Annotated in this window: 22 protein-coding genes; 10 read left to right on the top strand and 12 right to left on the bottom strand. The window is 61.3% G+C overall.

Annotated elements, in window-relative coordinates:
- Window positions 1-137: 137 nt before the first annotated feature.
- Window positions 138-737 carry a lipoprotein LpqH gene (locus HMPREF2635_RS08010; protein WP_070547332.1) on the bottom strand — a complete coding sequence of 200 codons (600 nt, stop codon included), beginning with the start codon at window positions 735-737 and terminating at the stop codon, window positions 138-140.
- Window positions 738-948: 211 nt separating this feature from the next.
- Between HMPREF2635_RS08010 and HMPREF2635_RS08005 the strand changes: the two genes are divergently transcribed.
- Both HMPREF2635_RS08005 and HMPREF2635_RS08000 read left to right on the top strand, forming a co-directional pair.
- Window positions 949-1,638, top strand: coding sequence for a MerR family transcriptional regulator (locus HMPREF2635_RS08005; protein ID WP_049157427.1), 690 nt, complete (start codon window positions 949-951; stop codon window positions 1,636-1,638).
- Window positions 1,639-1,786: 148 nt separating this feature from the next.
- A complete protein-coding gene (locus HMPREF2635_RS08000) occupies window positions 1,787-2,215 on the top strand; it encodes a hypothetical protein (protein ID WP_232745289.1) in 429 nt (142 codons plus the stop codon).
- Here HMPREF2635_RS08000 and HMPREF2635_RS07995 read toward each other — a convergent pair.
- The 10 genes from HMPREF2635_RS07995 to HMPREF2635_RS07950 all read right to left on the bottom strand — a co-directional run bounded on the left by HMPREF2635_RS07995 (window position 2,194) and on the right by HMPREF2635_RS07950 (window position 12,308).
- On the bottom strand, window positions 2,194-2,949 hold the full coding sequence (locus HMPREF2635_RS07995) for a hypothetical protein (protein ID WP_070821542.1): 756 nt from the start codon (window positions 2,947-2,949) through the stop codon (window positions 2,194-2,196). The genes HMPREF2635_RS08000 and HMPREF2635_RS07995 overlap by 22 nt on opposite strands.
- Before the next feature lie 125 nt (window positions 2,950-3,074).
- Window positions 3,075-4,037: a nucleoside hydrolase gene (locus HMPREF2635_RS07990; RefSeq protein WP_070821541.1), complete on the bottom strand. Its 963-nt coding sequence runs from the start codon at window positions 4,035-4,037 to the stop codon at window positions 3,075-3,077.
- 13 nt (window positions 4,038-4,050) lie between these two features.
- Window positions 4,051-5,682, bottom strand: coding sequence for an ABC-F family ATP-binding cassette domain-containing protein (locus HMPREF2635_RS07985; protein WP_070511781.1), 1,632 nt, complete (start codon window positions 5,680-5,682; stop codon window positions 4,051-4,053).
- Window positions 5,683-6,010: 328 nt separating this feature from the next.
- The gene (locus HMPREF2635_RS07980; RefSeq protein ID WP_070821540.1) at window positions 6,011-6,439 is read right to left on the bottom strand and encodes a metal-sulfur cluster assembly factor; all 429 of its coding nucleotides are present in this window, start codon (window positions 6,437-6,439) and stop codon (window positions 6,011-6,013) included.
- Window positions 6,440-6,889, bottom strand: coding sequence for a Fe-S cluster assembly sulfur transfer protein SufU (sufU, locus tag HMPREF2635_RS07975; protein WP_046649118.1), 450 nt, complete (start codon window positions 6,887-6,889; stop codon window positions 6,440-6,442).
- Complete coding sequence (locus HMPREF2635_RS07970) at window positions 6,886-8,133, bottom strand: cysteine desulfurase (protein WP_070821539.1); 1,248 nt, start codon at window positions 8,131-8,133, stop codon at window positions 6,886-6,888. Before HMPREF2635_RS07970 ends, sufU begins: the two co-directional genes overlap by 4 nt.
- Before the next feature lie 79 nt (window positions 8,134-8,212).
- A complete protein-coding gene (sufC, locus tag HMPREF2635_RS07965; protein WP_046649116.1) occupies window positions 8,213-8,971 on the bottom strand; it encodes a Fe-S cluster assembly ATPase SufC in 759 nt (252 codons plus the stop codon).
- 27 nt (window positions 8,972-8,998) lie between these two features.
- Window positions 8,999-10,189: a Fe-S cluster assembly protein SufD gene (gene sufD, locus HMPREF2635_RS07960; protein WP_049157436.1), complete on the bottom strand. Its 1,191-nt coding sequence runs from the start codon at window positions 10,187-10,189 to the stop codon at window positions 8,999-9,001.
- A complete protein-coding gene (sufB, locus tag HMPREF2635_RS07955) occupies window positions 10,190-11,596 on the bottom strand; it encodes a Fe-S cluster assembly protein SufB (protein ID WP_175972985.1) in 1,407 nt (468 codons plus the stop codon). It lies immediately after the preceding gene.
- A 61-nt stretch (window positions 11,597-11,657) separates the two neighbouring features.
- A complete protein-coding gene (locus tag HMPREF2635_RS07950) occupies window positions 11,658-12,308 on the bottom strand; it encodes a helix-turn-helix transcriptional regulator (protein WP_158395618.1) in 651 nt (216 codons plus the stop codon).
- 198 nt (window positions 12,309-12,506) lie between these two features.
- On the opposite strand from HMPREF2635_RS07950, the gene mptB reads away from it, so the two are divergent.
- The 5 genes from mptB (at window position 12,507) to HMPREF2635_RS07925 (ending at window position 18,178) form a co-directional block, all read left to right on the top strand.
- A complete protein-coding gene (gene mptB / locus HMPREF2635_RS07945; RefSeq protein WP_049157439.1) occupies window positions 12,507-14,243 on the top strand; it encodes a polyprenol phosphomannose-dependent alpha 1,6 mannosyltransferase MptB in 1,737 nt (578 codons plus the stop codon).
- Between the two features lie 6 nt (window positions 14,244-14,249).
- The gene (locus HMPREF2635_RS07940) at window positions 14,250-15,164 is read left to right on the top strand and encodes an ABC transporter ATP-binding protein (RefSeq protein WP_046649113.1); all 915 of its coding nucleotides are present in this window, start codon (window positions 14,250-14,252) and stop codon (window positions 15,162-15,164) included.
- Window positions 15,165-15,225: 61 nt separating this feature from the next.
- Entirely contained in the window at window positions 15,226-15,987 is a 762-nt protein-coding gene (locus HMPREF2635_RS07935) for an ABC transporter permease (RefSeq protein ID WP_070547338.1), read from the top strand.
- An 82-nt stretch (window positions 15,988-16,069) separates the two neighbouring features.
- Entirely contained in the window at window positions 16,070-17,083 is a 1,014-nt protein-coding gene (locus HMPREF2635_RS07930; RefSeq protein WP_070821538.1) for a COX15/CtaA family protein, read from the top strand.
- A gap of 126 nt (window positions 17,084-17,209) precedes the next feature.
- Entirely contained in the window at window positions 17,210-18,178 is a 969-nt protein-coding gene (locus HMPREF2635_RS07925; protein ID WP_070821537.1) for a quinone oxidoreductase family protein, read from the top strand.
- A gap of 4 nt (window positions 18,179-18,182) precedes the next feature.
- On the opposite strand, the gene HMPREF2635_RS07920 is transcribed toward HMPREF2635_RS07925, so the two are convergent.
- Entirely contained in the window at window positions 18,183-19,127 is a 945-nt protein-coding gene (locus HMPREF2635_RS07920; RefSeq protein WP_070681234.1) for a heme o synthase, read from the bottom strand.
- A 315-nt stretch (window positions 19,128-19,442) separates the two neighbouring features.
- On the opposite strand from HMPREF2635_RS07920, the gene tkt reads away from it, so the two are divergent.
- From tkt to zwf, 3 genes are all read left to right on the top strand, one after another.
- A complete protein-coding gene (gene tkt, locus HMPREF2635_RS07915) occupies window positions 19,443-21,518 on the top strand; it encodes a transketolase (protein ID WP_210401597.1) in 2,076 nt (691 codons plus the stop codon).
- A 41-nt stretch (window positions 21,519-21,559) separates the two neighbouring features.
- A complete protein-coding gene (gene tal, locus HMPREF2635_RS07910) occupies window positions 21,560-22,648 on the top strand; it encodes a transaldolase (protein WP_046649109.1) in 1,089 nt (362 codons plus the stop codon).
- A 209-nt stretch (window positions 22,649-22,857) separates the two neighbouring features.
- On the top strand, window positions 22,858-24,309 hold the full coding sequence (gene zwf, locus HMPREF2635_RS07905) for a glucose-6-phosphate dehydrogenase (protein ID WP_369799708.1): 1,452 nt from the start codon (window positions 22,858-22,860) through the stop codon (window positions 24,307-24,309).

Genomic DNA, 24,309 nt, shown 5'->3' with positions numbered 1-24,309 from the left:
CCGGTGCACGGTTTCCGCAACTAGTCAGCGGACGAAAGTCTGCATCGCCCTCCCAATAATCACGTAAACCAACAAGTGCTGGCCTCTACACACCACAGGGTCAGCACTTGTTGTCTATTCACCCCGACTCACTCCGATTAGCTGCAGGTAATCTTCACTTCGAATGGCTTCGTTTCCCCAGTGGTTGGATTACTCCCATTAGACAAAAGGCCTTCACCCGACATCGTGTAGGTGTCGCCTTCCTTCGATGCCGTGGCGGAACCCATCGGGCTGCTCTCGGCGTATGCCAGCGTGTTACCCTCCCCATCTACCATTCCGAGAGCCTTGACCGTTAGGTTTTCATCAGTACTAAGCACGGCGGTAATGCCGGCTGTACCAGCCCCTTCGGGTGCTACGGTCAGGTTCATCGAACCAGCTGCCTCTTGGCATAGGATAGTTTCGTTTTCTACCTCGATCGCCTTTCCATCGACAGTGGCTTCATAGCTGCCGCCTGTTGAACCGGACTGATCGTCTGATCCTGCAGTGGACTCTGCGTCGGAGTCAGTGCTATCGGCAGACTCTGAGGTTGCGGCGGAATCTACGTTGGTGTCTTCGGAAGTTTGCTCTCCTCCAGCTGCAGCTTGGGTGGTATCAACTGCTGATTTCTCGCTGACGTCACTGTCAGATTGTGAACACGCGGCGAGCGTTGTCAACGCGATAGCCGCTACAAGAGACGTAATAGACTTGGCTATTTTCATTGGCTTTCCCTTCTTTGAGTTTGGCCACTCATGCGTGACGCAGGTAACACAAACACTAGTGAAGGTTCGTTTAGCGGGGCGCAGACATGCTCCCCCACGCAGGGGTAATCATTCTCAATGGTGTTGATCAATGAAGAGTGACGCCCCCTACGACTAGTCCACTCCACTGACCGCTTGACCCTCACACAATGTGAGGGTTTAGTTTGGTTCTATGAAGATCTCAGACGTTGCCGCGGTCGCTGGTTGCTCAGTGCGATCCGTGCGCCATTTGCACGAGACAGGTGCGGTTCCCGAACCAGCACGCACCAGCGGAAACTATCGCGATTACTCGATCTCTGATCTCGCCGCAGTTGTTCGTGCGCGAGCGCTGATCGACGCCGGCGTTGCCGTCGCTGATGTCTCCTCTCCCGACGCCATCGAGCGCTCGTTCGCCATTGTGGACGAAAGAATCGCTCGTCTGCAGCGACAACGTGAGAAGCTGCGTGCTTTAGCCGCAGCACCTCATGGAACCCCCAACGATATTCGAGAGTCCTTGAGCGAAGTTATCGAAGACCCAGCAATGCTGCAGCTGGAATTGGACTCCTGGGATCTCATGGCGCTTACCGGCGTCGCTACATCAGCGACCTGGGAACAGCTTCGAAAGAACCTCGCTGACGACGATTGCCGTGCAGTTCTCCGCAGAGTTGAAACTTTGTGGCGAGAGCTTGGCTCGCTGTCCCCGCGTGATTGTCGGGTTGCGCTTATCGTCGAGAAGCTGCGCAACGTGAGCGAACACGGGTTGATGCGAGGAATCTACCCAACGCTGCAGCCTGGGAACGCTTTGCTCACCGTGACTGATGCGCCGACGACTGGTGCGCAAGGTGTAGCACTCGAGGCTTTGGCTGGAGGATCACGTGACTAGCATCTGGCGATGTGTAGAAAGGCATCCTGGATTTCGCCTTGCCAAGTATGAATTGGGCCTCTACCGGGATCTGTGGCGCTGGATGCGAGGACAAACGCTACTTCCAGTTGGCGCCGTGGCACTTCCCCACCCTCCTGGAAGGCTCCACATGCTTGGCTTCATCACCGCGATATTGCTGGTTGAAATGGTAGTTGTTCACCTTCTTTTACCTGCGGGCGTTCTGCGAATTGTGGCATTGCTGTTGTCGCTGTGGGCCATCATCTTTGTGTGGGGCCTGATTGCCGCTGAACGCATTCGCCCCAGTTATGTCACCGAAGACCTCACGGTTTTGCGGCGCGGGAAAACAATCTTCGTTGAGGTACCGATGGCTTTTGTCCGCACCACACAGGCGGACCGCACCTTCGAATCAGCGGTTATCCTAAGCAACGACGAGCTCATAGTAGGCGGCCCAGCCGGGACCGATACTCTCCTCGACCTCAGTGAGCCGGTCCAAGCATCACCAGACCGCTACCCATGGCAGCGTGTTCGCTCGATGGAGGTTACGAAGGTGCGCTTTTATGGTGCTGCTTCTCGGTAGTCGCTAGCGTTGCGTAGTTGCTCCTCAAGCTCCGCAATCATTGGCAAGGCCAGCTCCGCGCGTTCGGCATCAATTCCCCACTTCTCCGGTTCACTGCGGACCATGTGGGCTGTGGCCTTGAGAAAGCGGGCGAAGTTTTCCACGACGGCGCGGTTGTTGTTGCGCACGCCTTCGGTAAGCACGGTATTGCTTAGCCTTTCGATCCAGATTTCGAGGATGTGGAGCGAGGTGCTTTTGCCAATTGTGGTGCAGGCGGCACGCGCAAGCCGCAAGCCCTCATCGTCATGCCACACTCCTCCGGGGGCGCGAAGGCGGCACGAGATGATCGCTGCGCCTTCGACGGCTGGGATCATCCCCTTGCGAACACAGGTTTCTACATAGTCAGCGCCGTAACCAACGGCCATGATAGGGCCGATGTCTTTAACAATGCCGCGTGTGTCATCCTCCGTGACATACCACGCGCGGAAGGTGAGGTAGTCCTCATAGTGGAAGTGTCCTGCCTCCGCCAGCACGTTAAGCACCCGGGCGGACAATGCCTTCGTCCATACCTTGTCTGTGCGGAGGTAACCGCTGAGGCGTTTACGAATCTGATCAATATGGTCATCCCACTGACCAGACTCAATGCCCTCTTTCAATTTGGTATAGGCCCAGTCCACGCGGACCTCAGGTCGTTTGCTCACTAATCCGGTGAGCAACGGTTCAATAACGGAATCGAGGTTATTGGCGGTGTTCATGACTTCTTCCTCTCCTGCGGCAGCACGCCGGGGTCTGACCACTTCTAGACCCTGTGCGTGGGAAGCGGAAGGACCCAAGAGAAGAGTCTTGAGCGGTGTGTGGTTGTGGCCCCGATTCTAGCGCACTATAGGTTTTCTGGAAGACCAAGAAGAAATGCTGCGCGCAGAAACTCTCGATGGGCGCTGTCAACATCGACGGCGGTGACCAACGCAGCATTAGCGGGCCGACCCCAGTGACCGCGCAGGTCCGCCACGCTCGTTCCGCGCAACCACTCCGGTTCACTGACTACCCGTACGGTGGTCGAGGTGGAAAAGAACGGGACCTTCTGCAACGCCACCATGCAGGTGAGCAGATCATGTATCTGAGCCTGATAACCCGAGCCGTGCGCCTCGTGGAACTCGAAGTAGAAGCGCATAATCTCCGGTAGAACGTCCGCCACTGGGTGCTGCGCGAGCGCTTCACGCAGCCGTTCCAGCTGCGTCGGGCCGAGGAGCATCGTCTCAGTGACGTTGAGTGGGCACAGCGTGGTGGGCTTCGAGGTGGATTCGAAGAAGTCGCGCGCAGCATGCGGGTCGACCCAGAAGTTCCACTCCGCCGTTGGCGTGGTGTTGCCGGGATAGTTCACAGCACCACCCATGATGGTGACACCGGAGAAGCAGGCGTAGTCGGCAGCGTGCTCCGCAGCAAAGTGCGCGGCATTGGTCAATGGTCCGGTCACGATGAGCTGCGCGTTGCGGTCCGCAGCTTCGGTCCAAATGCTGGTCCACTCGGCAGGCTCAGCACTAGCGTGCCCCTCCGGCACGCTCAGGTACCCAAGACCGCTTGGGCCGTGAGTTTCCGGAGTGGTTACCAGCTCCACCTGGCTGGGCTCCGGAAGCCCCGCCGCGACGGGCACCTCATCCAGGCCACACAGTTGCAGGATGTAGGCAGCATTGCGGGTGGTCTGTTCAATCCCGACGTTTCCAGCGGTGGTAGTAACACCGACCAGTTCGATCTCTCCGGCGCGGTGAAGCGCGGCGAGGTAGATCAACGCTAGGGCATCGTCGATACCGGGGTCGCAATCAAGGAGAACAGGCTGGGCAGTCATGCCCGAAATTCTATTAGGCCAATTCCACGATCTCCATGTACTCGTCGTTCCACAAATCCTCATCGCCATCGGGCATGATGATGACGCGCTCCGGCTTGAGTGCCTTGACCGCACCTGGGTCGTGAGTAACCAAGACCACGGCACCTGTGTAGGTGCCTAGGGCATCGAGCACCTGCTCGCGGGACTGGGGGTCTAGGTTGTTCGTGGGCTCGTCGAGAAGCAGCACGTTGGCGCGTGAGGACACCAGCGTTGCCAGCGACAGTCGGGTTTTCTCACCACCGGAGAGCGTTCCGGCAGGCTGTTCCAACTTGTCACCGGAGAACATGAAGGCGCCCAGCAGTCCACGCAAGTCCTGCTGGCCGGCATCCGGGCAGGCCTCGATGGTGTTTTCCCACACGGTTTTGTCTGGGTCGATGTTGTCGTGCTCCTGAGCAAAGTAACCGATGCGCAGGCCGTGCCCGGAGACGATGCCGCCTTCGCCATCGGTGCGCTCCACGCCCGCCAGAAGCTTGAGCAGAGTCGTCTTGCCCGCACCGTTATAGCCCAGCACAACCACGCGGGAACCCTTGTCGATGGCCAAATCGACACCGGCAAAAACCTCCAGCGAGCCATACATCTTTGTCAGGCCCTTGGCGTTCATCGGAGTCTTGCCGCAGGGAGCAGGTTCGGGGAACTTGATGTGGGCAACCTTATCGGCCACGCGGACGTCATCAAGCTCGTTCATCATGCGCTCTGCACGGTGCAGCATCTGCTTGGCGGCGGCGGCCTTCGTGGCCTTCGCTCCCAACTTGGCGGCTTGCTTGTGCAGGGCTGCGGCTTTCTTTTCCGCGTTGGCGCGCTCGCGGCGGCGACGAGCCTCATCGGTGGCGCGGGCATCAAGGTACTTCTTAAAGCCCATGTTGTAGACGTCTGCTTCGGCGCGAACGGCATCGAGGAACCAAACCTTGTTGCACACGGCCTCCAGCAGATCGACGTCGTGCGAAATCATCACGAGGCCACCCTCATGCTTGGACAGAAAGCCGCGCAGCCACGTAATCGAGTCCGCGTCGAGGTGGTTGGTGGGCTCGTCGAGAAGCAGCGTGGTCTGGGACTTGCCGGAGCCAGCCGAAGCTGCAAAAAGAATCTGCGCCAGCTCCACGCGGCGGCGCTGACCGCCGGACAGCGTCTTGAGCTGCTGGTCGAGCACACGCTGCGGCAGGCCCAAGTTGTCGCAGATCTGCGCGCATTCGGAGTCCGCCTCATAGCCACCTAAGGTGTGGTATTCCTCTTCCAGGCGGGAGAACTTACGAATGGCCCTGTCGCGGAATTTGTCGTCCGTAGCGGTTTCCATCAACTCTTGTTGCTTGGCCATGCGGCGCTTGATCTCATCCAAACCGCGCGCAGAGAGCACGCGCTCACGCGCAGTCTGCTCAATATTGCCTTCTCGAGAATCCTGCGGCAGGTAACCAATCGGACCTGAGCGCGTCACCGAGCCACCATAGGGCTCGGTCTCCCCCGCCAGGATGCGCATCGTCGTGGTCTTGCCCGCGCCATTGCGGCCGACCAGCCCGATGCGATCCCCCGGCTGCACGCGAAGGTGCTGGCCGGGGGCGTCGAGAAGCGTGCGTGCGCCCACGCGCACCTCGAAATCATTGGTCACAATCACGTCGAAACAGTCTAGCAACCAGGGTAGTTAATCCCGAACCGACAGTGCGTAGACCGAAGACCGCGCTCAAGCCCACCGTCAACACGTATATCCCCAGACCTGGATCCCGAAATCTCAAAGTGGTCGGCGGGGCGTCGGCAAGCGCTGGGCGACGCCGACCTGCGAGTTTCGGGTTCCAGGTCTGGGGCTTTGCAATTGGTTGAAGCGACCGCGGTGCCACAAACCGGGGCTGTTCCCAGAAATGCACCACACCGCCGGCTCGATTACGCGCAATGATGATGCGCATTGTCGAACCGGCGGTGGGATTAGCCGTTGCGCCTCGCGGACGCTAGACGGCGAAGCCGAGGGCCTGGAGCATCTCGCGGCCCTCTTCGGTAATCATGTTCGGGCCCCACGGCGGCATCCAGACCCAGTTGAGCTGGACTGCATCGGCGAGCTTGTTGCCTACGATGACATCCTCGATCTGCTCGCCGATGACATCGGTGAGAGGACAGGCCGGGGAGGTCAGCGTCATGTTAATGACGCAGGTGTTCTTGCCGTCAATATCGTCGAGCCAGACGTCATAGACCAAGCCCAGATCAACGATGTTGATTCCAAGCTCTGGGTCGATGACATCACGAAGGTACTCGGTGATATCGAAGGTCTTCGCAATCTGCTCTTCGGTTTGTTCAGGCTTGACAGCAGCGCCATCGAAGGAGGCATTCTGGTCCTGGTAAGGATCCGTGCTGCCACCGGTGGTTTCAGTGTTATCAGCCATCTACTTCTCCAATTCGTTCAACGCTTCCACGGTGGCGGCTTGGAAAGCCTTCCACCCGAGGAGAGCGCACTTAACACGGGCGGGGAACTTGGCTACGCCGGCGAAGGCGATGCCGTCCCCGATGATCTCGTCGTCACCTTCCACTTCGCCGCGGGAGGTCACCATCCTCTCGAATTCGGCCAGCTTGGCGTTTGCCTCCTCGAGGGGGATGCCGACGATTTCCTCCGCCATGACAGAGGTCGAGGCCTGCGAAATGGAGCATCCCTCGGCGTCGTAGGACACGTCCTCGACGGTTGTGCCGTCGGGGGAAAGCTTCACGCGCAAGGTGAGTTCATCACCGCAGGAAGGGTTGACGTGGTGAACTTCTGCCTGGCCTTCGCGCAGGCCAGAGAATTTCGGGTTCTTGTAGTGGTCCAGGATGACGTCCTGGTACATGGAATCTAGGTTCATTCGCTCACTCCAAAGAAGGTGCGGGCAGCCCGCACCGCCTCTATGAGGGCGTCGACCTCGTCCTCAGTGTTGTACAGGTAAAAGCTAGCGCGCGCGGTCGAATTAGCCTTGCACGCGCGGTGCAGCGGCCACGCACAGTGGTGGCCGGTGCGGATGGATACACCATGAGAGTCAAGAACCTGGCCTAGGTCATGCGGATGGATCCCATCCACGGTGAAGGAGACCGCTCCCCCGCGATCCTCGGTGTTTTCAGGCCCGATGATACGCACGCCGGGGATGTCAGACAGCTTCTCCAAAGCCAGTGCAGTGAGTTTCTGCTCATGGGCGTGGATGGCCTCCATGCCCACCTCGCTCAAGAACTTCACTGCTGCACCAAGGCCCACAACCTGGCTGGTCATTTGGGTTCCGGCCTCGAAGCGGGTGGGTGGCGCGGCAAACGTCGAGCCTTCCATCTTGACTACTTCGATCATGGAACCGCCGGTGAGGAAAGGCGGCAGCTGCGCCAGCAGCTCTTGCTTACCGTAGAGCACGCCCACGCCGGTCGGCCCGCACATCTTGTGCCCAGAGAACGCGGCGAAGTCGACGTCGAGTTCGTGGAAATCCACCGGCATGTGCGGCACCGACTGGCAGGCGTCGAGAACCACCATGGCACCTACGGCACGGGCACGACGTACCAACTCTGCGACGGGAGCCACGGCCCCGGTCACGTTGGACTGGTGGGTAAAAGCCACGACCTTGACAGAGTCATCGAGCTCAAGCGAATCGAGATCAATGCGGCCGTCCTCGGTCATGGAGTACCACTTCAGCGTCGCGCCGGTGCGCTGGCACAGCTCTTGCCACGGCACCAAGTTCGCGTGGTGCTCCAGTTCGGTGACCACGACGGTATCGCCCTCACCGACGTAAAGCTCGCCGGCGCGCTCATCGCTGAGCACGTAAGCAACTTCATTCAGCGCCTCAGTGGCGTTCTTGGTGAAGGCGATCTCATCGCGGTCGGCACCAACGAAGGCGGCGATGGCCTGGCGAGCGGACTCGTACGCGTCATCGGCCTCCTCCGCCAGCTGGTAGGAACCGCGGTGCACCGGAGCGTTGGTGCCGAGCACGAACTCCTCCTCGGCCTTCCATACCGGCAGGGGACGTTGCGAGGTCGCTCCCGAATCCAGGTACACCAAAGGTTTACCGTCGCGCACCGTGCGCGAGAGGATAGGGAATTGTTCCCGAATCGCATTAACGTCTAGTTCAGGCATAGGTCCTTGTGCTCGGTTCTTTTTCTCTAGCGTGTCGTGGTGTGGTCTGTCGTGGTGTTACCGGGGTCGGCGGTACGGCCTACTTGAGGAACTGCTCGTAGCCGTCTGCCTCAAGCTGGTCAGCCAGCTCGGCGCCGCCGGTCTTGATGATCTGTCCGTCGGCGAAGACGTGAACGAAGTCCGGGACAACGTAGTTGAGGATGCGCTTGTAGTGCGTGATGAGGAGGATGCCGCCGTTGGTCTCCTCCTGATAGCTGTTGATGCCATCGGAGACGACGCGCAGGGCGTCGACGTCCAGGCCGGAGTCGGTCTCGTCCATGACGGCGAACTTCGGTTTGAGGATGTCGAGCTGCATGACCTCGTGGCGCTTCTTCTCACCACCGGAGAAGCCCTCGTTCACGGAGCGGTGTGCAAAGGACTTATCGATGGCCAGCTTCTCGCGGGCCTCGGTGAGCTCCTTGTTCCACTCGCGCAGCTTCGGAGCCTCGCCACGGATAGCGGTCACGGCGGAGCGCATGAACTGCGACATCTTCACGCCCGGCACCTCAGTCGGGTACTGCATGGCCAGGAAAAGACCAGCGCGGGCGCGCTCGTCGACTTCCATCTCGAGGATGTTCTCGCCGTCGAGAAGCACCTCGCCCTCGGTCACCTCATACTTGGGGTGACCGGCGATAACGTAGGACAGGGTGGACTTGCCGGAGCCGTTGGGGCCCATGACGGCGTGGGTCTCACCGGAATTGATGGTGAGGTTGACACCCTTGAGGATCGGCGTGGGCTCACCGTCCTCCTCGTGTGGGAGCACCTGCGCGTGGAGATTCTTGATTTCCAGAGTAGACATTGAGTTGGTACCTGCTTTCGGGAAGTTTTAAGCGTTGATCTTGGCGAGCTCGTCGACGACGCGGGATTCCAGATCCTCGCGCAGGGACTCGACCGGGATGCGGGAGATGACTTCGGAGAAGAAGCCGCGGATGATGAGGCGGCGTGCCTCGGCGGCAGGAATACCGCGGGACATGAGGTAGAACAGCTCAAGGTCATCGAAGCGGCCCACCGTTGCGGCGTGGCCAGCACCGACGATCTCACCGGTCTGGATCTCCAGGTTCGGGATGGCGTCAGCGCGCGCACCCTCGGTGAGGATCAAGTTGTTGTTCGTCTCATAGGTGTCCGTGTTGTTCGCATTCTTGCGGATGAGCACGTCACCGACCCAGCAGGTGCGGGCCTCCGGGGTGCGGGAGGCGGAGCCGGCCTCGGCCTTCTGCGCAGCAGTAGCACCCTGCAGAGCGCCCTTGTAGAAGACGCGAGAGCGGCAGTTCGGCACGTCGTGGTCCACCAGCAGGCGGTTCTCGAAGTACTGGCCGGCATCAGCAAAGTAGACGCCGAGCAGCTCGGCATCGCCACCGGGGCCATCGAAAACTACGCGCGGAACAAGGCGCACAATCTCGCCGCCAAAGATGGCGGTGTTGTGGCGCAGTACGGCGTCGCGGCCCACCTTCGCAATCTGATGGGACAGGTGCACTGCATCGTCTTCCCAGTCGGCGTCGACGACGACGGTGACCTGGGAGCCGTCGCCCAGCACGAACTCCACGTTGTCTGCGTGGGTACCGGAACCGACGTACTTAAGAACGATGGTGACCTCCGCGTGATTGCCCACGTGGATGGAGGTCGCACCAAAGGAGGTCACGCCCTCACCAGCGCCGGTGATGGTGATCTCCACCGGCTTATCCAGTCGTGCATCGGCGTCAACGCTGACGATCTGCGCCTCCGGCATGGAGCACCAGGCCTGAGCTGCAACGCGGTCAGCAGGTGCACCGGCGGTGCCGAGGCGGTCGTCGTCAGGCGCCACGGTCTCGGCCGTTACGCCCTCCGGGGCCACCACGTCAATCTTCTGGGCGGTTGCCGGCGCGAACTCACCATTGTGCAGCCCGCGAAGGTTACGCAAGGAGATGAAACGCCAGACCTCGTCGCGGCCGTGCGGGACCGGGAAGTCCTCGACATCGAAGGAGGTGAACTGGTCTCCCTTAGTGACGTCAGCCGGATTAAATTCGTTGGAAGCTACCACTTAGCCCACCGATCCTTCCATCTGCAGCTCGATAAGACGGTTCAGCTCCAGCGCGTATTCCATCGGGAGCTCCTTAGCAATCGGCTCGACGAAGCCGCGCACAATCATCGCCATGGCCTCTTCCTCAGCGATACCGCGGGACATGAGGTAGAACAGCTGCTCCTCAGAGACCTGGGAGACCGTTGCCTCGTGGCCGAGGGTGACGTGATCATTGCGGATGTCGTTGTACGGATACGTGTCCGACCTCGAGTCATTGTCCACAAGCAAGGCATCACACTCGACGTTGGCAGCGGAGTTCGTAGCGTTAGCGTTGACCTGCACCAAGCCGCGGTAGGCCGCGCGGCCGCCGTTGCGGGCCACGGACTTCGAGACGATGTTGGAGGAGGTGTTCGGCGCCATGTGGATCATCTTGGAGCCGGTGTCCTGGACCTGGTTATCGCCAGCAAAGGCCAGGGAGAGTACCTCACCCTTGGCGTGCTCGCCGGTAAGCCAGCAGGACGGGTACTTCATAGTGACCTTGGAGCCGATGTTGCCATCGACCCATTCCATGGTGCCGCCCTCTTCGACCTTGGCGCGCTGGGTCACCAGGTTGTAGACGTTGGTGGACCAGTTCTGAATGGTGGTGTAGCGGCAGCGGCCGCCCTTCTTCACGATGATCTCGATGACACCGGTGTGCAGCGAATCCGAGTTGTAGATCGGCGCGGTGCACCCCTCGATGTAGTGAACGTAGGCGCCCTCCTCCACGATGATGAGGGTGCGCTCGAACTGGCCCATGTTCTCGGTGTTAATGCGGAAGTAGGCCTGCAGCGGAATATCCACGTGGACGCCCTTCGGAACGTACACGAAGGAACCACCGGACCAGCAGGCGTTATTCAGCGCGGAGAACTTGTTGTCGCCGGCCGGAATCACGGTGCCGAAGTATTCCTGGAGGATCTCCGGGTACTCGCGCACCGCGGTGTCGGTATCAACGAAGATAACGCCCTGGGCCTCCAGGTCCTCGCGGATCTTGTGGTAAACCACCTCGGACTCGTACTGCGCGGCAACACCGGAGACCAGACGCTTCTTCTCAGCATCCGGGATACCCAGCTTGTCGTAGGTCTCCTTAATGTCGTCCGGCAGGTCATCCCAGGTTTGGGCCTGCTTCTCGGTGGAGCGGACAAAGTACTTAATGTTGTCGAAGTCGATTCCGGACAGATCTGGGCCCCAGGTCGGAACTGGCTTCTTGTTGAAGACGCGCAGAGCCTTCAGACGGGACTCGAGCATCCACTCCGGCTCGTTCTTCTTCCGAGAAATATCGCGGACGACGTCCTCACTCAAACCGCGGTGTGCTGCCTGGCCGGCTTCGTCGGAATCGTGCCAGCCGTACTCATAGCCGCCGATAGAGGAGATGATCTCGTCATCGCTCATCTTGGTTTCAAGGCCTGGTGCCGGTTGTGCCTGTGTCAAAGCCCGCTCCTTTCTAGTTCGATTAGTTCTTCCCCGGCTCCGCCGCGGAAGGCGGGACTGGGGTTAAGGGGATATTCGTGGTGCAGATTCCATGACCATCCGCAATGGAGGCCAAGGGCTGCACATGTTTGCCTAATAGCGCGGAGAAGACTTCCTGTTCAGCTTCACACAACTCCGGATGCTCGGCCGCCACGTGGGCGACCGGGCAATGGTGCTGGCAAATCTGTACTCCGTTGCCCACCGACGTCACCGTGGCCGCGTAGCCATGCGCGTCGAGCACTTCGGCCAGCTGACGCGCCACCTCCGGAACGGATTCCTGATCTTCTACCAGGGGCTTCACGTCCTCCACGAGGCGCTCGAAGCGAGCCTTGGCGAAGCGACGAACCGCCTCCGGCCCGCCCGCTTCACGCAGTGCGGTGAGCGCTTCCGCCGCCAGCTGATCGTAGGCGTGCCCAAATTGGGCGCGGCCCTGATCCGTGAGGCGGAAATGCTTGGCGGGGCGACCACGGCCCACCGACTGCCCAGGGCGGGCTGATGGGCGGCGATGCACCACCTCGGTGAGTCCTTCCTCCACCAAAATGTCTAAGTGCCGACGGATGCCGGCTGCAGAGAGACCGAGACGTTCACCCAGATACGACGCCGTTACCGGGCCGTCTTTTAGGAGCAACAACATGACGTGTCGGCGGGTGTCGCCCTCAGTCGAGCGAGTCTCCCTAGGTAGCTCCTTCGTCACGGTGTACACCTCCTTGAATGAAACACTCTCTCTTTAGACAACACTAGTGTTCCTTAATTCATTCCCGATTTCCACTCTTTCATTCGTGTCGCGGGCAGCTCGTCCTCTCTCAGCACCGAGCGACTAAGGTAGACACTCATGAATATGGAGCGCGATTACACCCGATCGGGGCGATTGCACCGCGTCTTTTGGGGCGTGCGCGATGAACTCCCCCGCATGGGCCTGCCCGGATCCCGTTCCGCGCTCTTGCACCAAGATTTTCCAGATTCTTCCGACGGTGCAGAGGGCGCCGCGCTTGGCGACGTCCACCGCCACACCATCGCCCAGCTGCGCACGCTCTTTAGCCTCCGGTGGCTCGGCACCATTGGTGCGCTACTCATTGCGCTCGGCGGATTGGGCGCCGGTGCGCTTCCGGTGGTGGGCAACCCCTATGAGTCTCTGCCTTTTGGCTCGCTCATGACGCGGATGCTGCAGTCAGCCTCCGCCATCGTGTTCATCGGGGTCGGTTTCATGGTCACGGCGTGGATTTGCATGGCACCGCTGGTGGGCGCGCCCCTGCGCCTACAGAAGCCGGCCAAGGTTCGGCGCTTTAGCCACTCGCCCCGGGTGGTCACGCAGAGCCAGATGTGGCGCACCTGGCTAGGGTGGGTTCTCCCGCTTTTGGTGACCGCTCCCCTGTTCACGCAGGACATTTACTCCTACCTCGCTAACGGCTCCATCGTGCTCCAAGGCCTCGATCCCTATTCGGCGGGGCCGGTGGAGCTACTAGGCGCCGATAACGACCTGGCCCGCTCCGTCCCGTTCATCTGGGCGAACTCACCTTCCCCTTATGGCCCTGTGGCGCTAGGTGTAGCGGCGGTGGTCAGTTGGCTGACCAACGACTCCATTATCTGGGGTGTTGTCCTGCACCGGGTACTGTCCCTCGTCGGTATCATCGCCGCCGGTTGGGCCATCGCGCGGCTTGCTACGCGCTGCCGAGTATCCCCGGAGGCAGCGCTGTGGCTGGGCATCCTTAACCCTTTGACCATCCTCCACCTCGTCGGAGGCATCCACAATGAATCCTTCATGCTGGGGCTAGCTCTCGTCGGTGTGGAGCTGGGGTTGCGGGCGGTTAACGATTCCCACGAGGCCCGCTGGCGAGCATGGTCGCTGTTTATCGCATCTGGCGTCCTGATCTCGTGTGCCGGAATGGTCAAGGTGACTGGCTTTATCGGCCTCGGGTTCGTTGGCATGGCGGCGGCACGCAGGCTCGTCGACAAGCACGGCGTGTCCGGCGTGCGGGCAGTGCTGGGCGCCGGGGCCGCGCAGCTTCTCCTGCTTGCCACCTCCATCGCCGCAGTGACGGTACTCACGGGGATCGACATTGGTTGGGTCTTTGGCCAGGGCGGCGCGGCCACCATCCGGTCGTGGCTGTCTGCGACGACCTCCGTAGGCGTCGGCGCCGGCTTCCTTGGGATGCTGTTGGGATTGGGTGATCACACCGAGGCCATCCTCACCGTGACCCGGACTGTGGGCGTCATCATTGCCGCGGGCTTTATGATCCGCATGCTCTTTGCCACCTACCGCGGCGCCATCCACCCCGTGGGCGGCCTGGGGGTATCGACCTTCGTGCTCGTGGTGTTCTTCCCCGTCGTCCAACCCTGGTACATCCTGTGGGCGGTGCTGCCGCTGGCGGCTTGGGCCAACCGGCGCTTCTTCCGCATGGCTGTGATCATCTACTCCGGGTTCATGAGTTTCATCGTGCTTCCCCGCGGCCTCGGCCTTCCCCCAGGGACAGTCTTCGTCATTTACCTCGCCGCCTTGGTGACATTCCTCGTCCTCGCCGGCGTGGGGTGGGTTGCTTTGCGCAGGGCGGGCGTGCGTGTCCTAAACTAGCGATTCGTGACTACATCAGCTCTTGTCTTAGATAACGTCATGAAGACCTATGGCGACGTCAACGCAGTGAACGGGCTGAGTTTCCGCGCCAATTACGGCGAGATCCTGTGCTTGCTGGGCCCTAACGGTGCAGGTAAGACCACCACCATCGAGATGTGTGAGGGTTTCAAGAAGCCCACGTCGGGCCGCATCGAGGTGCTGGGGCTTAACCCCGCGCGCAATCCCGATGCCGTGCGCTCCCGCATCGGCATCATGCTGCAGGGCGGCGGCTCCTATTCCGGAATCAAAGTCAAGGAGATGCTTGAGCTTAGCGCCTCCTATAACGAGAATCCCTTGGACCCGGAGTGGCTGCTGGACACGCTCGGACTGCGCGGGGTGGCGAAGAGCAGCTACCGCCGCCTGTCCGGCGGGCAACAACAACGTCTCTCCCTAGCCCTAGCGATCATCGGGCGCCCAGAGTTGGTCTTTCTCGATGAACCCACCGCGGGCATGGATGCCCAGTCGCGCCTTGCCGTGTGGGACCTCATCCGCGCCCTCCGGGCCGATGGCGTAACCGTCATCCTCACCACGCACCTCATGGATGAAGCGGAAGCGCTCAGCGACCGCGTCGTCATCATTGACCACGGACAACTCGTGGCGAGCGGCACCGCAGCATCGCTGACGGACTCGGCCGATGTTCCGCAGGTGAATTTCGATACCGCAACACCGGTGGACCTCGAAGCACTGCGGGACGCCGGCATCGCGGCGGAAGCTCTCCGCCCCCTGCACTACCGTCTCACCTCGGAGGCCAGCCCCGCCGGCATCGCAGCGCTGGCTTCATGCTTGGCCGCGCAAAACGTCATCCTCCGCAACCTGCACACCTCACACCGGAATCTCGAGGAAGTCTTCCTCGATCTCACGGGCCGCGACATGCGCAGCTAGAACCGCCCTCGGCCATTTAGCACGATTCTTTTATCAAGTTGTTTGAACAAGGAGAAGCTCCATGAGCACCTTCGCACCCGGCACTTTTAGCCCGCACCCGCAGCGCGTGGGCGTAGCGGCTATGGCACGTGCCCAAGGGGCTATCGAATCCAAGCTCATGCTGCGCCACGGTGAGCAGCAGCTGCTGAGCATCATCATCCCTGTGGCCATCCTGATCGGCGCCGCGACGCTGCAAGACAGCACCGGCCACGGCGTGGAGGAAATCTTCCCCATGGTGCTGGCTGTTGCGGCGACCTCCTCCGGTTTCACGGGTCAAGCCATCTCCTTGGCTTTTGACCGTCGCTATGGTGCGCTGAAACGCACAGGTGCCTCGGGAGTGCCAGCCTGGGCCATTGTGGTGGGAAAGATTCTCGCCGTGCTGTCGATGGTGGTGCTCCAGGTCCTCGTGCTGGGGACGATCGCCGCCTTCCTGGGGCTGCGCATCACCGCTGGGGGCGCGGCCATCGGCGTGCTCACCCTCGCCTTGGGTGTGGCCACGTTTACGGCCTTAGGCCTACTGCTCGGCGGCACGCTGAGTTCGGAGGTGGTCTTGGCGGTGGCCAACCTCATTTGGTTTATCCTTCTCGGCACCGTCGGATGGGTCATGTTTTCCCAGGGGCTCGGTGATAACGGGGTGTTGACCCTCGTACCCACCGTGGCAATGGCCGCCGGACTCGATACCGCCCTGAACGGGTCCTTCCCGGGCTTTGAGCTCCTTGTACTCGTCGGTTGGTCAGCGGTGGCGTCGTTTGCCGCGGTGCGTTGGTTCCGCTTCGAAGGCTAAAAGTGATTCTTCTCCCTTGCGTGGTGTGACCCACCCGTCGATATTGGTTCCCGGATGGGGCCGGGCGGTAGGCTGAATAGCCGTGAGTACCGCCAATATTTCCTCTCCTCAACATTCCACCGCGCCCGCTGCGCCGACCACCGGTCCCTCGGTGAAGACGCAGCGCATCGTCGCGCTCATCCTCCTGCTCTGCCAGGGTGGCATTACAGTATCGGGTTCCATCGTGCGCGTAACCGGCTCCGGCCTTGGTTGCGTCACCTGGCCTAACTGCCACCCTGGTTCCTTGGTTCCCATCCAGGGCGCGGCTCCCATGCTCCACCAGGCCATTGAGTTCGGCAACCGCCTGCTGACTTTTGTTGTGGCGGCGGCGGCCATCGCCAGCATTGTGGTGGTCCACAAGGCGCAACGCCGCAAGGAGCTCAAGGTCTATGCCTGGGCGGGGCTCGCCGGCATCGTGGTGCAGGCACTCATTGGCGCCCTGTCGGTGAAACTAAATCTGTCCTGGTGGTCGGTGGCGATTCACTTCCTCCCGTCGATGGTCTTGGTGTGGATCGCGGCCATGCTCTTTTCCCGCATCAATGAACCCGATGACGGCACTCCCACTCGCCTCTTCCCCGCTGCGGTGCGCACCCTCGCGGTGGTGGCCACTGTGGCCCTGTCCATCGTTCTGCTGACGGGCACCTTTGTCACTGGCTCGGGTACCCACTCCGGTGATGCCGGCGTGGGCATGGAGGGCCGCCTCGGCGTGGACACCTATGGCATGGCCATCATTCACGCGGTCTGCATGTATGTCTACTTGGCGCTGACGCTCATCGTCGTCTTCCTCCTGCACCGCACCGGCGCTCCCAAGGTGGCGAAGAAGGCCGGCTGGGTGCTCATTGCGTGCATCGTCATCCAGTGGGCTATCGGTGTCACCCAGTTCTATCTCCACATCCCCCGCTGGACCGTCCCCTTCCACGTGGGCATGTCCTCAGTGGTCACGGCCTTCACCGCCTTGCTGTGGGCGCATGGCTTGCGCCGCGTCGGAAACGAGGATGGCACTACTGCCAGCACTGCCCAGCGCGGTGACGAGAACGTTCCCGCCGCCCAAGGCTAAGCAGAGTCAGCGGAGCCAGTAAAGCCACTACAACAGGTACTCGTAGCGCCGCCGTTCTCACCAGGAAGTGAGGATGGCGGTGCTTTTTGCTGCGCGGGTGCCTGTGCTTCGTTTAGCCTAGACACCATGCATGCTATTCAGGTGACCACGACCGGAGGGCCCGAGGTCCTCACCTACGCCGAGGTAGAATCCCCCACGCCGACGAAGGAGCAGTTGCTTGTCGACGTCTCCGTGGCCGGTGTCAACTACATCGACACCTACTACCGCGAAGGCATCTACAACGCCTCCGTGCCTTTCATCATCGGTCTCGAAGGAACCGGACGCGTTGTGCACGACCCCCAGGGAGAAATCGCCCCGGGCACGATGGTGGCCTGGGATCACGCTTTCGGCTCCTATGCGGAGCAGGTCTGCGTGCCGCGCGACCGCGTGGTGGCCGTCCCCGACGAGATTCCCTCCGCCGTCGCCGGTTCGATGCTCCTGCAGGGCATGACGGCGCACTACCTCACCCACGGTGTGTATCAGCTAGGGGAAGGAGCATCCTGTCTGATCACTGCCGGTGCAGGCGGCGTGGGCTTGATCCTCACCCAGATGGCGAAGTCCCTGGGCGCCACCGTCTATTCCGTGGTCTCCACGGATGAGAAGGAAGAGCTGGCCTATGGCGCGGGCGCAGACCACGTGTTCCGCTACAGCAGCGGCTTGGCCGAGCAGGTGCGTCGTCACAACGGTGGGCGCGGCGTGGACGTGGTTTACGACGGCGTCGGCAAAGCCACCTTCGGTGAATCCCTTGAGGTTGTGCGACCGCGCGGCACGGTAGCGCTCTTCGGTGCCGCGTCGGGCCCCGTCCCGCCAATGGACCCGCAGCTGCTGAACAAGCACGGCTCCGTCTTCCTCACCCGCCCCTCACTCGGCGCCTGGACCTCCCAGGAAGGCGAGTTCCAGATGCGCGCCCAGGCAGTGGTGCAGGCGGTCATCGATGGCGACCTCGACTTCCGCATCTCCGCAGAGTATCCGCTCGCCGAAGCTGCTCAGGCCCACCGCGACCTCCAAGAGCGCAAGACCACAGGCTCGATCGTCCTCCGGGTACGCGAAGACTAGCTCGCTAGAACAGCGCGGCCGACCATCCCAGCATGCGCCCGATGGGCTCCCAGCCCACGACTGCGTCGATGGACAGGCCGATAAAGAGCACCGACAGGTAGTTGTTGGAGTAAATAAACAGGCGCATGGGCTTGACCTTTGCGCCCTTCTTTACCCCTTGGTGCAGACGGATCGCCATCCAAAGGAAGACCGCGCCGGAAGACACCGCGGCCACCAAGTAGATCCACGAGGCCGCAGGGATGATAAGGAAGGTCACGATAACCGTGCCGATCGTGTACCACACGATTTGGCGGGTCACCTCTATTTCCCCGGCAACGACGGGCAGCATCGGCACCCCAGCCTTGCGGTAGTCCTCCTTGTACTTCATCGCCAGCGCCCACGTGTGGGGCGGGGTCCAGAAGAAGATAATGAGGAACAGCACCACGGCCTGCCACCAACGGTCCGGCTCCCCTGCCGGTGCATTATCACGAATGACGGCCCAACCCACCATGGCGGGCATACAGCCAGCGAGGCCACCCCAGACGATGTTCTGGGAGTTCCGCATCTTGAGGAACTTCGTGTAGACGATGACATAAAAGAAGTTGGTCAAGAGCACGAAGAACGCGGCCAGCCACGAGTTAGCGAGCACACCCAGCCAAAAGACGGATAGCGCCAACATGATCCACGCGAAGATCGCAGCATTGCGCCGCGAGATGGTCTTGCGCACTAGCGGCCGGGCACGGGTGCGCTGCATCTTCTGGTCGATCTCATAATCGACGACGTTGTTAAATGTGTGGGCAGCCGCGGCACCCATCCATCCACCGAAGATGGTGGAGACGATGAGCCAGAAGTTGGAGGACACAGCTTCGAATCCACGCTGCGCCTGGAGCATAGCCGGGATTGCCGCCACGAGGAGGAGCTCAATGATCCTCGGTTTCGTTAGCGCAAAATAGGCCTTGATGGTCTCCAAGGAACAATCCTCCGTATATCCGGCACGTGGGTGTATGGCTTATGGGTCTGACGTACTGGTCGGCTGCCCGCGCTAAAGAGTTCCCGAGAACTTTGTGGCGAATCCCCCAAGCGTTCTTCGGGGATAGTCGCCGCCCACTGGCTGACAGCGGGGCAACAGCGTCAACCATGCCAGACTACCGCCCGAAACCTGGTTTATATAATCCCCCGCCGAAGATCGAAAAACCTTTACACTGATTAACGGTATATCTGTTTCCAGAAGCGAAGTGAGGTTTTCGCCGTGTCGAACGAAAAGTTGTCCCCAGAACTGCAGGCTATGGTTGAGCGCCGTTATCCTTCGGACTGGAGTGACCTCGACACTCGCGCCGTGGATACCGTGCGCGTCCTAGCTGCCGACGCCGTCCAGAACTGCGGCTCCGGCCACCCCGGTACCGCCATGTCCCTGGCACCGCTGGCCTACACGCTCTACCAGCGCGTGCTAAACCACGATCCGGCCGATGTTCACTGGGCAGGGCGCGACCGCTTCGTACTCTCCGTTGGACACTCTTCCCTGACGCAGTACATCCAGCTCTTCCTCGGCGGCTTCGGTCTCGAGATGGAGGATCTCAAGTCGCTGCGCACCTGGGGCTCGAAGACTCCGGGCCACCCCGAGGTTCACCACACCGATGGCGTCGAGATCACCACCGGTCCCCTGGGCCAAGGCTTGGCGTCCGCGGTCGGCATGGCAATGGCCGCACGCAAAGAGCGCGGCCTGTTCGATGCCTCGGCCCCGGCCGGCGAATCCCCCTTCGATCACTTCGTTTACGTCATCGCCTCCGACGGTGACTTGCAAGAGGGTGTCACCGCTGAGGCTTCTTCCTTCGCGGGCACCCAGAAGCTGGGCAATCTCATCGTCTTCTGGGATGACAACCGCATCTCCATTGAGGACGACACCAACATTGCCTTCAACGAGGACGTGGCTAAGCGTTACGAGGCCTATGGCTGGCACGTGCAGACCGTGGAGTCCGGCGAAGATGTCGAAGCCATCGAAGCAGCTGCCGCCGCGGCACGCGCCGAAACCTCCCGCCCCTCCTTCATCCGAGTTAAGACCGTGATTGGTTACCCGGCACCGAACAAGATGAACACCGGTGGCGTCCACGGTGCAGCTCTTGGCGAGGATGAGGTAGCCGCCACCAAGGAGGTCCTCGGCTTCGATCCGGCGCAGTCCTTCCACATCGACGAGGAAGTCCTCGCACACACCCGCGAGCTGACCACTCGCGGTGCCGCGAAGCACGCAGAGTGGCAGGAAAAGTTTGACGCGTGGGCAGCTGCCAACCCGGAGGAGAAGAAGCTCTTCGACCGCCTCCAGGCTCGCGAGCTGCCGGCTGACTTCGCCGCAGAACTTCCGACATGGGAAGCGGGCGAATCCTTGGCCACGCGCAAGGCTTCCGAGGCCGCCATCCAGGCACTTGCAGCCTCCCTGCCGGAGATGTGGGGCGGCTCCGCCGATCTGGCAGGCTCCAACAACACGGTGATCAAGGGCGCGGATTCCTTCGGCCCAGAGTCCATCACCACCGATACTTGGACTGCCACCCCCTACGGCCGCAACCTGCACTTCGGCATCCGCGAGCACGCCATGTCCGCAGTCATGAACGGCATTGCACTGCACGGCAATACCCGCGTCTACGGTGGTACCTTCCTCATCTTCTCTGAGTACCAGTACCCGGCTGTCCGCCTCGGCGCGCTCATGTCCACCGATACCTACTACGTCTGGACGCACGATTCCATCGGGCTGGGCGAGGACGGCCCCACCCACCAGCCAGTGGAAACGCTCGCTGCCCTGCGCGCCATCCCCAACCTCTCCGTCATCCGCCCGGCAGATGCCAACGAGACCGCTCAGGCGTGGGCGGCGGCCCTTGAGTACAAGGCCGCTCCGAAGGGCCTCGCTCTGTCCCGCCAGAACCTGCCTGTACTCGAAGGAACCAAGGAGAAAGCTGCCGAAGGTGTGCGCCGCGGCGCCTACGTCCTCGTTGAGGCATCGAAGGAAACCCCGGACGTGATTCTTATCGCCACCGGCTCCGAGGTACAGCTCGCCGTGGAGGCCGCCAAGCAACTCGAGGCGGACGGTACCGCGACCCGCGTGGTGTCCGCGCCGTGCCTAGAGTGGTTCGACGAGCAGGACGTTTCCTACCGCGAGTCCGTCCTCCCCTCCTCCGTCCGCGCGCGCGTCTCCGTCGAGGCCGGTGTCTCCATGCCGTGGCACAAGTACACCGGTTCCTTCGGCCGCACCGTGTCCTTGGAGCACTTCGGCGCTTCCGCACCTGCCGCGGAACTCTTTGAGAAGTTCGGCTTCACTGCCGACGCCATTGTTGACGCCGCCCTCGAGTCCCTCAACGCTGCTCAGGCAGGCTAACCCCCTACTGCTGTCCACTACGAAAGGACCCTGCACACACCATGACACATATTGATGAGCTGGCCCGTCTCGGTACCTCGACGTGGCTCGATGATCTCTCCCGCGAGCGCTTGGATTCCGGCAACCTCCGCGAACTCCTCGACACCAAGTCCATCGTGGGTGTCACCACGAACCCGGCAATCTTTGCTGCCGCAATGTCCTCCGGCACCTCCTACGATGCCGACATCGCAGCGCTGAAGGAAAAGTCCGCTACCGCGGACGAGGCGGTGTACTCGCTCGCCATAGACGATGTCCGCAATGCCTGCGATCTCTTCACCGAGATCTATGAATCAAGTGATGGCCGGGACGGCCGAGTGTCCATCGAGGTTGATCCACGCATCTCTGCGGATGCGGAGGCAACCTTGGCACAGGCCCGCGAGCTGTGGTCCAAGGTCAACCGCCCCAACCTCATGATCAAGATCCCGGCAACCGACGGTTCCCTGCCCGCCATCTCCGATGCTCTGGCAGAAGGTATTTCCGTCAACGTCACCCTGATCTTCTCTGTCGAGCGCTACGCGCAGGTGATTGCCGCCTACAAGGAGGGAATTCAGCGCGCCGCCGAAGCAGGTAAGGATGTCTCCACTATTCACTCCGTGGCCTCCTTCTTTGTCTCCCGCTTGGACACCGAAGTCGACAAGCGCCTCGAGTTGAACGGCTCTGATGAAGCCCTCGCGCTGCGTGGAAAGGCCGGCGTGGCCAACGCCCAACGCGCCTATGCGCTTTTCCTGAAGGAGTTCAAGGACAACGGTAGCGACTTGCCTTCCGGTGCCCACCCGCAGCGGCCACTGTGGGCGTCGACGGGAGTCAAAAACCCTGACTACCCTGCCACCTTGTACGTTTCCGAGCTCGCTGGGCCGGAGACCGTCAACACGATGCCCGAGAAAACCATTGATGCGGTTCTTGCGCAGGGGAACCTGCACGGCGATACACTGACTGAAGCTTCTGACGACGCAGAGAAGGTATGGGCACAGCTGGAGGCTGTCGGCATCGACTTCGCCGATGTTTTCACCGTGCTCGAGCAGGAGGGCGTCGACAAGTTCGTCGATGCGTGGGAGGAACTGCTTGCCTCGATGACAGACCGCCTCTCCTAAAAGAGCATGAGGTTTTAAGTGCTCACCATCGGCGCGCGCCACCAACGGCCATCCAACTGTGGCCGGCGGGGCGCGTGTCGCTATGCTGAGCTGTTGGACTAATCTCACACAGACCGAAAGGACACTTAGTGAGCACTACCAGCGCGTGGGTCAACCCGTTGCGCGACGCGAAGGACAAGCGCCTACCACGTATCGCCGGGCCATCCGGCATGGTGATTTTCGGCGTCACGGGTGACTTGGCGCGCAAAAAGCTCCTCCCTGCCATCTACGACCTGGCCAACCGAGGGCTGCTGCCCGCCGGCTTCACGCTGGTTGGCTACGGCCGCCGCGACTGGGACAAGCAAGCCTTTTGCGACTACGTCCGCGAGGCTGCCGAAGCGGGTGCCCGAACCACCTTCAGTGAGCATGTGTGGGAGCACCTCGCCAAAGGAATCGAGTTTGTCCAAGGCAACTTCGACGACGCTGGCTTTGATAAGCTCTCCGCCCGGTTGTCTGAGCTCAACGCTTCCCGCGGCACCGGCGGAAACTGGGCCTATTATCTTTCGGTTCCGCCAGAGTTCTTCTCCGATATTTGCCACCAGCTAGAGCGCGTCGGTATGGCGGACAGCACGGAAAGCTCCTGGCGCCGCGTCATCATTGAAAAACCTTTCGGCCACGATCAGGCTTCCGCGCGCCAGCTCAATGAGATCGTCAATGCCGTCTTCCCGGAGTCTTCGGTGTTCCGCATCGATCATTACCTGGGCAAGGAAACGGTGCAAAACATCATGGCGCTGCGCTTTGCCAACCAGATCTTCGAGCCGATGTGGAACGCGCACTACATCGATCACGTGCAGATCACGATGGCCGAAGACATCGGATTGGGCGGACGTGCCGGCTATTACGACGGCATCGGCGCTGCGCGCGACGTCATCCAGAATCACCTCCTGCAGCTATTAGCCCTCGTCGCCATGGAGGAACCCTCCTCCTTCGACCCAGAGGCGCTCCAGGCGGAAAAGATCAAGGTGCTGCGCGCCACCAACGCGGTACACCCGCTCAACAAGACCACCGCCCGCGGCCAGTACTCCGCCGGCTGGCAAGGCTCAGAGTATGTCAAGGGCCTGCGGGAGGAGGAAGGATTCGATCCGGAGTCCACGACGGAGACCTATGCCGCGTGTACCCTCGAGGTCAATTCCCGTCGCTGGGCGGGCGTTCCTTTCTACCTACGTACCGGCAAGCGGCTGGGCCGCCGCGTAACCGAGATTGCACTGGTGTTTAAGACCGCCCCGCACCAGCCTTTTGATCAGGGCCAAGCCGATGCGCTGGGACAGAATGCCGTGGTGATCCGCGTCCAACCTGATGAAGGCGTCACTATGCGCTTTGGTTCCAAGGTTCCGGGCTCCACCATGGAGGTGCGTGACGTCAACATGGACTTCGCCTATGCCGAGGCCTTTACGGAAGAATCGCCGGAAGCCTATGAGCGCCTGATTCTCGACGCCCTCTTGGACGAGTCCTCCCTCTTCCCCACCAACGAGGAAGTGGAGCTGTCGTGGTCCATCCTCGACCCCATCATTGAGTACTGGTCCAGTATCGGACAGCCGGAGCAATACCGCGCTGGCACGTGGGGGCCGGAGTCCGCTAATAGAATGCTGCGCCGCCGGGGTCATTCCTGGCGCCGTCCGTAG

It is taken from the genome of Corynebacterium sp. HMSC035E02 (genome assembly GCF_001836065.1).
GTDB lineage: Bacteria > Actinomycetota > Actinomycetes > Mycobacteriales > Mycobacteriaceae > Corynebacterium > Corynebacterium hiratae.
Note: the sequence above shows the minus strand (reverse complement) of the source record. Positions and strands in the feature narration are given on the sequence as shown.

Coding starts and splice junctions, on each gene's coding strand:
- HMPREF2635_RS07935 (WP_070547338.1), top strand. CDS start 15,226: ATGAGCACCTTCGCACCCGGCACTTTTAGCCCGCACCCGCAGCGCGTG.
- HMPREF2635_RS08005 (WP_049157427.1), top strand. CDS start 949: ATGAAGATCTCAGACGTTGCCGCGGTCGCTGGTTGCTCAGTGCGATCC.
- HMPREF2635_RS08000 (WP_232745289.1), top strand. CDS start 1,787: ATGCTTGGCTTCATCACCGCGATATTGCTGGTTGAAATGGTAGTTGTT.
- sufC (WP_046649116.1), bottom strand. CDS start 8,971: ATGTCTACTCTGGAAATCAAGAATCTCCACGCGCAGGTGCTCCCACAC.
- HMPREF2635_RS07995 (WP_070821542.1), bottom strand. CDS start 2,949: ATGAACACCGCCAATAACCTCGATTCCGTTATTGAACCGTTGCTCACC.
- HMPREF2635_RS07925 (WP_070821537.1), top strand. CDS start 17,210: ATGCATGCTATTCAGGTGACCACGACCGGAGGGCCCGAGGTCCTCACC.
- HMPREF2635_RS07980 (WP_070821540.1), bottom strand. CDS start 6,439: ATGGCTGATAACACTGAAACCACCGGTGGCAGCACGGATCCTTACCAG.
- sufU (WP_046649118.1), bottom strand. CDS start 6,889: ATGAACCTAGATTCCATGTACCAGGACGTCATCCTGGACCACTACAAG.
- HMPREF2635_RS07970 (WP_070821539.1), bottom strand. CDS start 8,133: ATGCCTGAACTAGACGTTAATGCGATTCGGGAACAATTCCCTATCCTC.
- zwf (WP_369799708.1), top strand. CDS start 22,858: ATGGTGATTTTCGGCGTCACGGGTGACTTGGCGCGCAAAAAGCTCCTC.
- HMPREF2635_RS07990 (WP_070821541.1), bottom strand. CDS start 4,037: ATGACTGCCCAGCCTGTTCTCCTTGATTGCGACCCCGGTATCGACGAT.
- HMPREF2635_RS07950 (WP_158395618.1), bottom strand. CDS start 12,308: ATGTTGTTGCTCCTAAAAGACGGCCCGGTAACGGCGTCGTATCTGGGT.
- sufB (WP_175972985.1), bottom strand. CDS start 11,596: ATGAGCGATGACGAGATCATCTCCTCTATCGGCGGCTATGAGTACGGC.
- tkt (WP_210401597.1), top strand. CDS start 19,443: ATGGTTGAGCGCCGTTATCCTTCGGACTGGAGTGACCTCGACACTCGC.
- tal (WP_046649109.1), top strand. CDS start 21,560: ATGACACATATTGATGAGCTGGCCCGTCTCGGTACCTCGACGTGGCTC.
- mptB (WP_049157439.1), top strand. CDS start 12,507: ATGAATATGGAGCGCGATTACACCCGATCGGGGCGATTGCACCGCGTC.
- HMPREF2635_RS08010 (WP_070547332.1), bottom strand. CDS start 737: ATGAAAATAGCCAAGTCTATTACGTCTCTTGTAGCGGCTATCGCGTTG.